Origin of the sequence: Prevotella sp. oral taxon 376, assembly GCF_003043945.1 — a bacterium.
Lineage (GTDB): Bacteria > Bacteroidota > Bacteroidia > Bacteroidales > Bacteroidaceae > Prevotella.
In genome coordinates this window covers 1,842,501-1,856,283 of record NZ_PYXG01000001.1, presented here as the reverse complement: position 1 = coordinate 1,856,283, position 13,783 = coordinate 1,842,501, and the positions used below count along the sequence as shown (strand labels likewise).

Sequence of the window (13,783 nt, the reverse complement as noted above, 5' to 3'; positions counted from 1 at the left end):
CGACTTGATGTAATCCCGAAATGCATCTTGCGTGATTCGGGCGCAGACCTCGTCGTCTACGGCATGGGCGAGAACCCCATACTCCAACTTCGCAAGAAACCGTAGGCAGGAAAAGACATCAAGGACATCCCGGAATGTTCCCCAAACCGTCTCTCCAAGCAAAGAAAACGAAATCGCCGGAGGCTTCTCTGAGGAAGGCAATGTCCTGTACAGCCGCGAGGGATGCCTTCGAGAGAAGAAGACAGAAGCAGGGCAAGATACGATTCCAAGACCGTCGGGAGCACGCCGGCGCCCCATCCAGTGAGGAAGGAGTCGGAGAAAAAGAGAACCAAGAGCTATAACCCAAACTTCCATCATGCAAATCATAGAACAGCTGATCATAGGAAAGCACAGTCAGGAGACATGCGAAGACGGAATCGCAAGCAGCAACGACTTCATTGCGGTGATAGACGGGAGCACCAGCAAAAGCCCCGTCCAGATTCTTCCGGATATGCATAACGGGCGTTATGCCATGCTCTTAGTGGCCGACCTCATCCAAAAAACAGATGCCAAAATCAGCTGTAAAGATTTTTGCAAAAAGGCTTCTGAATCTATTCTGAATATCTATAGGGAGAAAAAAGTTGATTTGAAAAGGCTTGAAAAATATCCTACAGAAAGGCTGACGGCAAGCGCCATCATCTATAGCCGCTACCGAAAGGAAATCTGGATGATAGGAGACTGCCAATGCCTAATTGACGGAAAGCTCTACACGAACAGGAAACCGGCAGAAGAAATCCTGGCAAGCAAGCGCTCGGAATACATCAACAAGGACTTGAGAAAGAAAAGAAAACTGATTGATTTTCAGGTTATTGACAAAGGAAGAGAATATATACTTCCCGCCTTGAAGGCCTCTTGTAACGAACAGAACATAAGCTATGCTGTCATAGACGGTTTCGAGATTCCCACAGACAAGGTAAAAATACTCCGGGCAGGAAGGGAAGTCGTACTGGCCAGCGACGGCTATCCCCTACTCGCGAGCACACTGGACGAAAGCGAAAAACTATTACATGAACAGCTAAAGAATGACCCGTTGTGCATCAATTCCTTCAAGGCAACAAAGGGGCTTATGAAAGGCAATGTCTCTTTTGATGACCGCGCCTATGTCAGATTTCTCACCTGAGCACAATCGTCTTAAACCAGTCTTTCAGCACTCCGCCGTATTGATTCTGCGAGTCCGACACCAGAATCAGGGCTCGGGAGCCATCCCGCAAGAGCGGCCCCAGGCACATTCCCTCATAATTCGCAATCTCATGACTGAAAAGGCCCAGGCTTGTCTTCCACTCATAGACAAGATTCTTGTCCGCGAAAACCGTTTCCTCGCCGATGGGTTTCTCCTTATCAATCTCAACAGAAGGCCATGCCTGATAAAGCCTGCAGTTCACGAAGGCTCCCAGTTTTGACGAGGGAACATAGAATTCCCGTTCCAAAACCAGCAAAGAACCATCCTCCAGTGCCACCAATTCCGGCACCCCCATGGCGTAAAGTTCCGCCGAAGCCGAAGCCATAGGGGCGTCCATCCGGTAGGCATACTGCCGAAGAGGCCGCAAAGCCTCGTCGAAACACTGGAGCCTGACCACATTGGCGACTCCGTTTGTCGGGGATGACGCCTCTCCGTCGCCTTGGAGCGTAGACTCGTTGCAAGTCCAAACCAGACGGGTAGCTGCCGAATAGGTCAAGGCCTCAAAGCCTAAATTGCTCCTCATCTTGCTGAAGATTTCAGGAACGGCAGCCTCACGAATTGTCCGGTGCCCATCCAGCCCATATTCAAGAATCTTCCCGTCGGCTTCGCCGCTGATCAGAATCGTCTTTGTCGACGGCAGATAGGCGATCCCCTCACCATCCCTGTTGGCGGCCTCAGCACTCCTGAATCCCCTGTCTTGCACATTCAGGATCTCGCCGGTAATGGAATCTATGTCTATCGCAAAGACATTGAAGCCGTCAGTTGCCGACTTATCGTTGACCACGGCATATTCGTTTCCTTCCAAATGAGTGATTCCGCTATAGTTGCCAGCTGGCACCTGCCTTTGAAAAACCTTCTGCTCATGGGCGTGAACGACGACCACAGAGTCTCTCCGGGCTTGCAGGGGGGCTGCCAAAAGAAAGAGGCAGAATGTATGGTAAACGACTCGTTTCATTCTCATTGGTTTTTACTTACTTTGTAATAGACGGCCTAACGAGGGACAATCTCGGCGATATTGAAGGACAAAATCGGCGATTTCGTCCCACGATTTCGGCGATTTTGTCGACGAAGAGGATACCGATCACGCTGCGGGAGCCCATCATCAGAAAACTTCATCACGATATCCTATTCCAAAGGCTGGTAAGAGTAACTCAAGACATACTCCTCGTTTATCCGATAGAAGACCCTCTCCTGTTTCGCTATCTTCAGGTCTTCCACCAGCAGGGTGCCGTGATTTTCAGGGAGAAAAGGCAGAATCCTCATTTCAAAATACCGCAAGTCTTCGTCCGAGAAGAGCTTGTAGATGGTTTCCTTGGCGCTCCAGTTTACCAGGCGGGACACCGTGTCGGGAGCAATCTCGTCGTCGCGGATGAACTTCCCCGCAATCCGGTTTACCCTTTCGCTCATATACTCGATGTCGACGGCGACATTTCTGCGCGGCGAAAGAATGAGTGCCGCATAACCCCGTGTATGGCTGATGCTGAGATTAAAACCCCTCAGCAAGGGCTTGGAAGAGGGATCATGGTCTATCACCGTGCCCTTCAGCCCCGTCATCTGATAAAGAAGCTCGTGGATGCAAAGGCGCTCCGTCTTCCTGACTTCTGAATGGCAGGAAGACGCCGTGTCGCAGACAGCCTTCAGCGAGGCGTCCCGCAGCAGCATCTCCTCTGGCGTTTCCTCCATCTTCCAAAGGCCGAGCCGCACATCTTCCTCAAGATTCTCAATACTGATGAGTGGCATTAGGCAGGTGTATGATAGGCCGGATTGTGCACGACGATCTTCACCTTGCTAATCCGGCGCTCCTCTATCTCCATGACTTCAAAGGTGTAGTTCTTATAGTCTATACGCTCCTGAAGGGTCGGGAAATCGCCCTTGAGCTCAAGGAGCAGGCCTGCCAGGGTGTCGGCATCTCCCTCTACTTCCGAGAATTCTTCATCGCTTACATTCAGAATCTTACAGAAATCACTCAGAAGAGTCTTCCCCTCAAAGATATAAGTATTATAATTGAGCTTGGAATAGGTCTTTTCTTCCTCGTCATACTCATCGTTAATCTCGCCCACTATCTCCTCGAGAATATCCTCAAGGGTTACCAGACCGCTCGTTCCTCCAAACTCGTCGACCACGATGGCGATATGAACCTTGTTCTCCTGGAACTCTCTGAGCAGGTCGTCTATCTTCTTTGTTTCGGGCACGAAGTAAGGAGGACGAATCAGACTTTGCCACCTGAAGTTGGAAGCCTTTGACAGATGAGGGAGCAGATCCTTGATGTAAAGGATGCCGCGAATATTGTCCTCGCTGTCCTGATATACTGGAATACGGCTATAGTTGTTGTCAACGATGCACTTCAAGACCTCGGCAAACGAACTCCGAATATCTATATCCACGATGTCCTGACGGCTCGTCATCACTTCCTTGGCGGTCTCGTCGCCGAAACGGATGATTCCCTTGAGCATGCTCTGTTCGTCCTTGATGTCCTCCTTATCGGTCAATTCAAGGGCTTGCTCCAGATCGTCGACACTCAAGACATGGTTCTCCTTCTGCATAACCTTTTCCGCCAGCATCCCACTCCGTATGAGAACGGTCTCCAAAGGCCAGAAAACCTTGCGGAACATCATGACGCCATTCACGCTCATCCGACAGAATTTCAAGGGGTTCTGACGGCTGTAGACCTTCGGCATGATCTCTCCGAAGAGAAGCAAGAGAAATGTCAGGAGCACCGTGAGGCACAAGAATTCCAGCCAATAGGCCTTTTCGCCAAAGTGGACCAGCTGCCCGAAGATGTAATTACAGAGCATGATAATGGTAACATTCACAAAGTTGTTGAGAATCAGAATGGTTGCCAAAGTGCGCTCACTATCGTCCCGAAGCATCTGAATGCGCTTGTCTCCTTGGTTTTTCTCAGGGTTCAGGTCGGCCAAATCTGTAGGGGAAAGGCTGAAAAACGCAATTTCCGATCCGCTCGCAAATCCTGATACAAAAAGCAGTATAGCAGCCAGAACAGCTGCTATCACCACACCTAATGTAGGCGCTTGCAAGTAAACATCCGAGAAGGACTCTGTCAAGGTTGATATATCCAAAGCTATAATCGTCTTTAGAATGGGAGAACCTCGTCGTCAGACTTCTCTCCCGGTCTCGGCTGCACCGGCTGTGGGGCAGACTCCGGAGCATTCGCACCCGTAGCGTTTGCGGCTGCCTTAGGCGAGAGCATCTCCATATTGTCGACTAAGATTTCTGTAACAAACTTACGGACTCCCCTCTGATCGTCGTATGAACGATAGCGGATTCTGCCCTCCACATAGAGTTTGTCGCCCTTATGGACATATTTCTCAACAACCTTGGCTAGCCTGCGATACATCACGAGGTTGTGCCAGTCGGTGTGATCAGGCACCTGCGTCCCGTTCTGCAATGTATAGCCCCGCTCCGTAGTGGCAAGCCTTACCTGCGCAACGGCCTGGTCGGCCTCGTAATACCGGACCTCCGGATCGGCACCTACATTGCCGATGAGCATTATTTTATTCATACTTTCCTCCTTATTTCCACATTCCAAGATACCTGAACTGGAAGTTCTTGCCCCTCGCAGAGGGGAATTGGCTCCTGCTATCCACTCGCCCGCGAAGGTGTTCCACGATGCGGTTGTAGCAGTCCTGACCAGAGTTTGCCTTGCAACAAACTTCAAAATGAGTATCACGATACTCATGTTTGCCTGTTGCCGGAATCGTTACCACACGCTTAAAATCCAATATCCCTTCATACCATCCAGGGCGTTGTTCCGGAAGGCGAGCCACCACAGAAGAGACTGAATCACGGCGGTCAGGGGCAGAATTGATCACGGGATGGATCGCTTTCTTCTGCTTGAAGTCGAGCATGGTGTCGGCTGTGGTCTTAATAATGATAAAATATACGCGCGGCCGCACCTTGTAACGCTTGGGATAGAAAATCTCACTTGCCGCATAGTCGCGGATGTCTGCCTCCATCTCTGCATTCATCCCGATTTCCGGAATACCGCAGAGAAACTCGATAGCCTCATCCACATTATGCACTAATGCTTCCTTATCAAAATATCTTAAATATAAATTCATTGGCGAAATATGTTTCTCTAAGAATGTAAGAAAGAGCGGCAAACGAGACTCGAACTCGCGACCCCGACCTTGGCAAGGTCGTGCTCTACCAACTGAGCTATTGCCGCAACGGAAAAAACATTTGTGAAGAGGAGGAGACTCGAACTCCCACGTCGCAATTGACACTACCCCCTCAAAGTAGCGCGTCTACCAATTCCGCCACCTCTCCGACAAATTCATTCTGGATAAGAGCCCTTGTGCCCAGAACAGGACTCGAACCTGCACGTCGTGAAACACACGCACCTGAAACGTGCGCGTCTACCAATTCCGCCACCTGGGCATGCAGAGGAAACCTCTCCTATTGGCTTTATCCAGAATATGGAGCGGCAAACGAGACTCGAACTCGCGACCCCGACCTTGGCAAGGTCGTGCTCTACCAACTGAGCTATTGCCGCATTTTAACCCTTGTTTTCACAGGGCGCATTTCCCTAAATGCGGTTGCAAAGGTAACGCTTTTTTCCGACTTAGCAAACTTTTCCTATGTTTTTTTTCAAAAAAAGATTACGGAGACTGCTAATCCATACGGCTTTTATAATCTTCATAGCTGAACTCTCGCAGCGTTTCCAGGTCTCCGTCGCAATGGAGCAGGCCGATCGAAGGATGCGTTATGCCGTTAAACATAGTGGTTTTTACGGTCGTATAGTGCAGCATATCCTCAAAAATGACATTCTCGCCGACCTCCAATTCATGACCGAACTGCCACGAGCCCATGAAATCGCCCGAAAGACAAGAGTTGCCCCCGAGCCTGTAGATGTGCTCGGAGACGGCACATCCGTCCGCCGCCGACAAGGGCAGTGAACGCGCATTGCGAACCGCCGGCTGATAAGGCATTTCCAGGCAGTCGGGCATATGGCATGTAAAGCTGACATTCAAAATGGCCGTGCGGATGCCATGATCGGCCACCACATCCATGACTTGCGACACCAAAGGGCCTGTTTGCCAGCCAAAAGCGCTCCCCGGCTCAAGGATAACCATGAGGTTTGGATAGCAGCGGCGGAAGTCGTTCAGCGTTTCTATCAGGAGGTTCACATCATAATCACCCCGCGTCATCAAGTGCCCGCCACCGAAATTAATCCACTTGAGCTGTGGAAACCAGCGCGAAAAGCGCTCCTCGATATGCGCCAAGGTGCGCTCAAAGACATCTGCCCCGCTCTCGCAATGGCAATGACAATGAAAGCCGTCAAGGCCATCGGGCAGCCTGTCTGGCAGTTTTTCCGCCGTGATGCCAAACCGCGTGCCGCGCGCGCAAGGGTTATAAAGCTCCGTTCCCACTTCTGAATACTCCGGGTTGACACGCAGTCCGAGGCTTATTTTCGGATTCTCCCTCCTCACGACATCCTTGAATCGCTCAAACTGCGTCAGCGAATTGAAGCTCAGGTGGCTGGAACAGCGGGCAATCCCGGCTGCCTCGTGCGATGTCAGGGCAGGCGTAAAGGTATGGGTTCTTGAACCAAACTCCTCGTATCCAAGCCGTGCCTCGTAGAGAGAGCTTGCCGTGGTGGCGGCGATATACTCCCTGAAAATAGGGAATGTGCGCCAAAGGGCATAGGCCTTGAAGGCCAGGACGATCTCCACACCGGCCTCTCGGGCCACCCGGCTGATTAATTCCAGATTGGCGCGAAGCCTCTCCTCCTCTAATATATAATAAGGTGTGCTCAGCTCCTTGAATGTATTCGGATTGACTTTCATTACTTCTTTGCCAGATAATCGTGAAAAACTTCTGCAAAGTTAACTTTTTATTTCAGATATAATTGCAAGTCTCGCATAAATTTCATACATTTGCAAGGAAATTACAGAAAGAAGCATGAAGTTAGTAATCATGACTAAATCCACATTCTTTGTGGAAGAGGACAAAATACTTGCCACGCTCTTTGATGAGGGAATGGATAACTTGCTTTTGTACAAGCCTGGCTCCTCTCCCCTCTATTCGGAACGACTGCTCACCCTTCTGTCCGAAGAATACTATCGGAAAATTACGGTTCACGACCATTTCTATCTGAAAAACGAGTATAACCTGGCAGGCATTCATCTTGACAATCCCGACACGCCCGTCCCTGCCGGATATAAAGGGCGCGTCTCCAGGACATGCACCGACCTGTCCAGACTTAAGGAGACGCGCAAGAAATCAGAATATGTATTCCTCAAGAATGTATTCGGGAGCTTCGACTCCGGGGACGGCGAGCCCACCTTCACCTTTCCCCAGCTGGAAGAAGCTGCCAAGGACGGACTCTTCGACCGCCATGTGTATGCCCTCGGAGGAATAAACCTTGAGAATGTCCGCACGGCAAAGGAACTGGGATTCGGAGGCGTCGTTATCCGCGATGACTTATGGAACAAGTTCGACATACAAAGCCAGACCGACTTTAAAGAAGTCATCCAGCACTTCGAGAAACTGCGTAAAGCTGCCAACTGACAAAGAAATCGAAAACACTTCTACAAATAAAATAAACGCTAAGAACATGAGTGAACAAAACTCCTTTTTGGTTTTCTCGGGAACGAACACGAGATACCTCGCAGAGAAAATCTGCCAAAGCTTAGGTTGTCCACTGGGAAATCTCCTCGTTACGAGGTTTTCCGACGGCGAATTCTCCGTTTCCTATGAAGAGTCCATACGAGGCCGGGATGTATTCCTGGTGCAGAGCACATTCCCCAACTCTGACAACCTGATGGAGCTTCTGCTGATGATTGACGCGGCGAAACGCGCCTCAGCCCGCCACATCATCGCCGTGATACCCTATTTCGGATGGGCACGGCAAGACCGAAAAGACAAGCCCAGAGTGAGCATCGGCGCCAAACTCGTGGCCGACATGCTGGCCGTAGCGGGCATCGACCGCGTCATCACCATGGATCTTCACGCCGACCAGATTCAGGGATTCTTCAATGTTCCCGTCGATCACCTTTACGCCTCGGGGGTGATCCTCCCCTACCTTCAGGGGCTAAAACTGAAAGACATGGTCATCGCGTCGCCCGATGTGGGCGGCAGCAAGCGTGCCAACACCTATGCCAAATATCTGGGATGCCCGCTGGTGCTCTGCAACAAGACCCGAGCCCGGGCCAATGTGGTGGAGAGCATGCAGATTATAGGTGAGGTGAAGGGCAAGAATGTCATCATCGTAGACGACATGGTAGACACCGCGGGAACCATTACGAAGGCCGCCGACATCATGATGTCGGCCGGGGCATTGAGCGTGAGAGCCTGCGCATCCCACTGCGTGATGAGCGGCCCGGCCAGCGAGCGCGTCCAAAACTCGTCGATTGAGGAAATCGTGTTCACCGACTCCATCCCCTACACCAACCGCTGCTCGAAGGTGAAACAGCTCTCCGTGAAAGACATGTTTGCCGAGACCATCCGCCGCGTGGTACTCAACGAGAGCATCTCCTCGCAGTATCTGGTATAGCCATCGGAAACCTGAAATACAGGGAGTGGCATCCGCGGCAACGATCGTGGATGCCACTCCTTTGTTTACATGGCCGCGGGAAGACTGACGAAATCGCCGAAATCGTGGGACGAAATCGCCGATTTTGTCCTTCAATCTCGCCGATTTCGTCATCCTGATAACGGCCTTCCGGCTATGCGCCGGCCACCGCTCCCCTCTCTCACAGAAACAAAGAAAGGCACCGGGAATCACTCCGGTGCCTTTCTCCAATCTTATTCATTCCTGCTTTCAGTCAAGCCACTTCACATAACAGAAGTCTTGACGATGGGGCAGATTCGCATTCTTGGGGTACATACGGACGCAAGACCGGTAAGACCCGGCTATATCCGGTTCCACAACCACCTCAAAGGTGTAATGATTGCCCTCATGTCCTATCATCTTGAAAGGATACACGCTGTAGACCTTGCGGTCGCTGGTATCCTGTTCCGGCTTCAGCATCACCAGCTCAAGACCTATCGCATTATCAAGCCCCTGCTCGTCGATCACATACCGTATCTTAAACTTGACGCCGGTCTCTCCGCCCTCCGTGAGAACCTTGTCGTCTTTCGACACAACTCGGATGGCATCCCAACGCTCGGCAACGGTCTCCTTCCACAAGGCGATTTCCTTAGCCAAGCGATTGTCATTCTCCCTCAGTTTCCTGAAACGGGCAGCCTCCTTGACATAGAACTTATCGTAATAGTCGTCCAACTGGCGCTTCATCGTATAGTGAGGAGCTATGGTCGCAATGCTGTTCTTGATTACTTTCACCCAGTTCTCACTATACGCCTTCTTGCCCTTATTATAATAAAGAGGGATGATTTCGTTCTCGAGCAGACCGTAGATGGTGGCTGCGTCGAGCTTATCTTGCCACTCCTGATTCTGATAGGTGCGCTCCTGCTTAAGAGCCCAGCCGGCTCCCTTGCGGTAGCCCTCCACCCACCAGCCGTCGAGGACGGAAAGGTTTACGACACCGTTCATCTCGGCCTTCTCGCCCGATGTGCCCGACGCCTCCAGCGGACGGGTCGGAGTGTTCATCCAAATGTCCACTCCCGACACCAGTCGGCGTGCCAATTGCATGTCGTAATCCTCAAGGAAGATAATCTTGCCGAGGAACTCCGGGCGCTGACTTATCTCATAGATGCGCTTTATCAGCCCCTGCCCGGCACCGTCGGCAGGATGTGCCTTACCCGAGAAGAAGAACAATACGGGGTGTTCGGGGTCGTTCACGATCTTGGAGAGGCGCTCCAAATCGGTGAAGAGCAGATGCGCGCGCTTGTAAGTGGCGAAACGGCGGCAGAAGCCGATCATCAACGCATTGGGGTTGATACGCTCCAAAAGCGATACCACGCGGGCAGGGTCTCCCTGATTGCGAAGCCATGTCTCCGTGAACTTCTCACGGATATAGTCGATGAGTTTTTTCTTCAAAGCCATACGAGTGCTCCATATTTCCGCATCCGGAACATCGTAGATGGCATGCCAAATCTCCTCATTGCTCTGGTCGGCCATGAACGAGGAATCGAAATACTTGTCGTAGAGCTTACGCCATCCTGTCGCTGCCCATGAGGGGAAATGCACGCCATTGGTAACATAGCCCACATGGTTCTCTTCGGGATAGTAGCCCTTCCAATAGTCGGCAAACATCTTCTGAGATACCCAACCATGAAGCTTGCTTACGCCGTTCACCTCCTGACAGGTGTTGCAGGCAAAGGTGGACATGCAGAACTTCTCGCCCTTGTCTTCCGGATTCATGCGTCCCATGCCGATGAACTCATCCCAAGTGATGCCCAGCATCTGGGGATATCCGCCCATATACTTGCCGAAGAGCTGTTCGTCGAAGTAGTCGTGGCCGGCAGGAACGGGGGTGTGCACGGTGTAGAGGGACGACGCGCACACCAGCTCCATGGCCTGATTGAAGGTGAGGCCCTGGGCCACATAGTCGCAAAGACGCTGCAAGTTGCAGAGAGCGGCATGGCCCTCGTTGCAATGATAGATTTCCTTCTGGATACCCAGTTTCTTAAGAGTAAGGATGCCGCCAATGCCCAGCAGGATCTCCTGCTTCAGCCGGTTCTCCCAGTCGCCACCATAGAGAGAATGGGTGATAGGCCTGTCGAAGTCGGAATTCATCTCGTTATCCGTGTCCAGCAGATAAAGCTTGATACGGCCTACATTCACGCGCCATACATAGGCATGCACCTGATAGTTCATATAGGGGACATCCACAACCACGGGGTTTCCTTCCTCATCAAGCTGCCGCTCGATAGGAAGAGAGTTGAAGTTCTGTGCCTCGTACTGAGCCACCTGCTGTCCCTCCATGTTCAGAGTCTGCGTAAAGTAACCGAAACGGTACAGGAAACCTACGGCACACATGTCCACATTACTATCAGAAGCCTCCTTCAAATAGTCGCCGGCCAGCATACCCAGGCCTCCAGAATAAATCTTCAATACCTGGTTAAGGCCATACTCCATACTGAAGTAAGCCACCGAAGGACGCTTGGCATCAGGCTTAACATCCATATAGGCACGGAATCTATTGTAAACATCGTTGATCTTTTTCATGATGGTACGATTCTTTACAATTGCCTCCTTGCGGTCGTAGTTCAGTCGCTCAAGAAGCAAAACCGGATTATGTCCCACCTCCTCATAAAGCTTATCGTCAAGGCTCTTAAACATATTGCGGGCATCGTAATTCCAAGCCCACCACATATTATGAGCCAACTCGTCCAAGCACTTCAACTCTTCAGGAAGCCTTGATTTGATTGTCAAGTTCTTCCATTGGGGTTCGTTTGAGTAATCTGACTTAATTTTCATCTTCTTTTGTATAATTTGTATTATTATTTCGTTATTCTCTTTCTGATGCTTTTCGCAATGCCATGTCGTAAGCCTGCTCGTAATACTTGATAAACTTGCTCCAAAGGGCTTTCTTGGAGAGTTTGTCGGCATGGTCCCGAGCTGCCTTGACCTGCTCTTCCGTAAATGTTGAATAAGCCATTACCGTATCCTTTATCCGCTCTGCCACCTCCTGATAATTATAGTCCGTGCGATGAATGACCTTCACGCCATCCTCTATTTCACTGTAACTTCCCTTGATGTGATTAGCCCAAAGGCCAAAGCCTGCCAAGTCGGTCGTGATGCAAGGCACCTTAAAGGCAATGGATTCAAGAGGAGTATATCCCCATGGCTCATAATATGACGGATAGACACACAAGTCGTTACCTAACACCACATCATAATATGGAAGATTCAGGATGCCGTCGCTGCCGGTGAGATAACAGGGAATGAAGATCACTTTCACCCGGCTATCCTTGTCATTGCGCATCCAAAGATAGTCCAACATGTTCTGGACCTTGTCGCGCGCAGGGTCATGAAGCCAATGCGTAACTACGGGATTATTAAGTGGAGTATCGTATCTGCACCCACGATTGAGCCTCTCTACCAAGTCTTGACGGGCAACACCCGACCATCCTGGCACTTCTATAAAGGCAACGACATTTTTCTTCTGGCTTGAATCGTTATTCAGTTGGTGCATGGCCTCTATAAAGACATCAATCCCCTTATTACGGAATTCATATCGACCGCTGGTAGAAACGATTAGTGTTTCATCATCAAAATCCGATCCCGTCAATGCATTTGCAACTTCAAGAAGGCGCTTACGGGCCACTCTTCTCTTCTTTACGAACGACGCGCCCCTCGGCACAAAGGTGTTGTCAAAACCATTGGGAAGAACAAAATCTACAGGCTTGTCTAACAATTCCTTGCACTCATTGGCGGTAATATCGCTCACAGTAGTAAAGCAATCCGCATATTTAGCGGTCTGTTTCTCTATGGAATGCTTGCTCTGCATATTCAATTCACCGGCCATTTGATCACCATTATAAGCAAAAAGATAATCATAGAGCGGCTTATTATTTCCTGCAATGCTTCTGCCGATACTTGTCGCGTGAGTTGTAAAGATTGTGCCGATTTCTGGCACATACTTTCTCACATAAAGCAAACCCAAGCCAGTCATCCACTCATTTCCCTGATAGACCACCAGTTTGCCTTTCCCGATTACATGATGATAGAAACTCTCAACAACCTTACCTGCGGCATACGAGAACATCGACGCTTCATCATAATCGCCATAGGCATGGAGGCTGTCTACTTGGAAATTCTCCCAAAAGCTGGCATATATGTCATTCTTGAGTTCAAAATAAGATTTGAAATCAACAAGGATTGCTATTGGGCGGCCAGGGATGTCCCAGCGACCAAGCCTTACATGAATACCTTCGTGCCGTGCTATGGACTTCCATTCCGCAAATAACGATTCGTCTTCTTTGAAATACGGGCAGACATTCGTATTATCCCAACAATCCGGACCAATAAATATTATCCGATCACTTATAATATTCTGTAATGTCTTCGCCCTCGAAGAAAGAACGGTATATATTCCACCAACCTTGTTACATACTTCCCAACTAGACTCTAGAATATAGTCAGGAAATAACATTCCTTTTGCCATAAAACTTTATTGTACAACCCTGCAAAGTTACGATAAAAAAAGCAAAATCACAATGATATGACGCGATATTTTACTCAAATCCTATGTTTTATTGATTTAAAACTTTATCTTTGTTGAAAATACGCAAAACAGGATGAAGAAAATAGTATTATCAATAGGACTCATAACCTTAGCCTCCTATTCCTTCGCGCAAGAAAATAGGCCGTTTAAAGGTTATTATGAGAATGAAGAATATAAGGTTTACCTGAAGTTTAACTTCTATGACAACAACCTAACTGTACCAGGACAGGAAATCTTTGGTAAATTGCCTGGTTTCCTCGGCGACAAGTTAGATGGTAGAAAGTGGCTCATCAGCGATGCTAAAATTATCAACAACAAAGAGGCCGATGTATCCATGATTAATGATGTTGGGAGCGAAGACCTCAAGGCAAAGATCCAATTATTAAACGACAGCACCTTGAGGCTTAAACAAGTCGAGGGGAGTGTTCTGAAAATCGCAAGATCCGGGAAATGGGTCAGGATTCCCAAA

The 13,783-nt window shown here is 49.8% G+C and carries 13 protein-coding genes and 4 tRNA genes (1 of these 17 running past the window's edge); 5 read left to right on the top strand and 12 right to left on the bottom strand.

Features of this window, described 5'->3' with window-relative positions; genetic code table 11:
• Window positions 1-12: 12 nt before the first annotated feature.
• Window positions 13-105, top strand: a complete 93-nt coding sequence (locus C7120_RS08130; protein WP_107621443.1) for a hypothetical protein — start codon at window positions 13-15, stop codon at window positions 103-105.
• A gap of 250 nt (window positions 106-355) precedes the next feature.
• On the top strand, window positions 356-1,159 hold the full coding sequence (locus C7120_RS08120) for a hypothetical protein (RefSeq protein ID WP_107621112.1): 804 nt from the start codon (window positions 356-358) through the stop codon (window positions 1,157-1,159).
• Here C7120_RS08120 and C7120_RS08115 read toward each other — a convergent pair.
• From C7120_RS08115 to nspC, 10 genes are all read right to left on the bottom strand, one after another.
• Window positions 1,152-2,180, bottom strand: coding sequence for an esterase-like activity of phytase family protein (locus tag C7120_RS08115; protein WP_233247047.1), 1,029 nt, complete (start codon window positions 2,178-2,180; stop codon window positions 1,152-1,154). The genes C7120_RS08120 and C7120_RS08115 overlap by 8 nt on opposite strands.
• A 164-nt stretch (window positions 2,181-2,344) precedes the next feature.
• The gene (locus C7120_RS08110; protein WP_107621110.1) at window positions 2,345-2,959 is read right to left on the bottom strand and encodes a 4'-phosphopantetheinyl transferase superfamily protein; all 615 of its coding nucleotides are present in this window, start codon (window positions 2,957-2,959) and stop codon (window positions 2,345-2,347) included.
• Window positions 2,959-4,296 carry a gliding motility-associated protein GldE gene (gene gldE, locus C7120_RS08105; protein WP_107621109.1) on the bottom strand — a complete coding sequence of 446 codons (1,338 nt, stop codon included), beginning with the start codon at window positions 4,294-4,296 and terminating at the stop codon, window positions 2,959-2,961. Before gldE ends, C7120_RS08110 begins: the two co-directional genes overlap by 1 nt.
• 14 nt (window positions 4,297-4,310) lie before the next feature.
• The gene (locus tag C7120_RS08100; RefSeq protein ID WP_107621442.1) at window positions 4,311-4,739 is read right to left on the bottom strand and encodes a single-stranded DNA-binding protein; all 429 of its coding nucleotides are present in this window, start codon (window positions 4,737-4,739) and stop codon (window positions 4,311-4,313) included.
• A 10-nt stretch (window positions 4,740-4,749) separates the two neighbouring features.
• Window positions 4,750-5,298, bottom strand: coding sequence for a hypothetical protein (locus tag C7120_RS08095; RefSeq protein WP_107621108.1), 549 nt, complete (start codon window positions 5,296-5,298; stop codon window positions 4,750-4,752).
• Window positions 5,299-5,332: 34 nt separating this feature from the next.
• Window positions 5,333-5,405 (bottom strand) — tRNA-Gly (locus tag C7120_RS08090).
• 17 nt (window positions 5,406-5,422) lie between these two features.
• Window positions 5,423-5,506 (bottom strand) — tRNA-Leu (locus C7120_RS08085).
• Between the two features lie 29 nt (window positions 5,507-5,535).
• Window positions 5,536-5,617: transfer RNA gene (locus C7120_RS08080), tRNA-Leu, on the bottom strand.
• 39 nt (window positions 5,618-5,656) lie between these two features.
• A tRNA-Gly gene (locus tag C7120_RS08075) sits at window positions 5,657-5,732 on the bottom strand.
• A 118-nt stretch (window positions 5,733-5,850) separates the two neighbouring features.
• Entirely contained in the window at window positions 5,851-7,026 is a 1,176-nt protein-coding gene (gene nspC / locus C7120_RS08070) for a carboxynorspermidine decarboxylase (protein ID WP_107621107.1), read from the bottom strand.
• Between the two features lie 115 nt (window positions 7,027-7,141).
• On the opposite strand from nspC, the gene C7120_RS08065 reads away from it, so the two are divergent.
• Together C7120_RS08065 and C7120_RS08060 are read left to right on the top strand one after the other, a co-directional pair.
• On the top strand, window positions 7,142-7,750 hold the full coding sequence (locus C7120_RS08065) for a thiamine phosphate synthase (RefSeq protein WP_107621106.1): 609 nt from the start codon (window positions 7,142-7,144) through the stop codon (window positions 7,748-7,750).
• 46 nt (window positions 7,751-7,796) lie between these two features.
• Window positions 7,797-8,735, top strand: a complete 939-nt coding sequence (locus C7120_RS08060) for a ribose-phosphate pyrophosphokinase (protein WP_107621105.1) — start codon at window positions 7,797-7,799, stop codon at window positions 8,733-8,735.
• A gap of 267 nt (window positions 8,736-9,002) precedes the next feature.
• Here the strand turns inward: C7120_RS08060 and glgP are convergent, their stop codons facing one another.
• Window positions 9,003-11,564, bottom strand: a complete 2,562-nt coding sequence (gene glgP, locus C7120_RS08055; RefSeq protein ID WP_107621104.1) for an alpha-glucan family phosphorylase — start codon at window positions 11,562-11,564, stop codon at window positions 9,003-9,005.
• A gap of 31 nt (window positions 11,565-11,595) precedes the next feature.
• Entirely contained in the window at window positions 11,596-13,254 is a 1,659-nt protein-coding gene (locus tag C7120_RS08050; RefSeq protein WP_107621103.1) for a glycosyltransferase, read from the bottom strand.
• A 133-nt stretch (window positions 13,255-13,387) separates the two neighbouring features.
• Here C7120_RS08050 and C7120_RS08045 point away from each other — a divergent pair, with 133 nt between their 5' ends.
• Window positions 13,388-13,783, top strand: partial view of a hypothetical protein gene (locus C7120_RS08045; protein WP_107621102.1) — the 5' portion only. It continues 27 nt past the right edge of the window; 396 of the gene's 423 nt are visible here — the first part of the coding sequence; its start codon is at window positions 13,388-13,390; its stop codon lies off the right edge, out of view.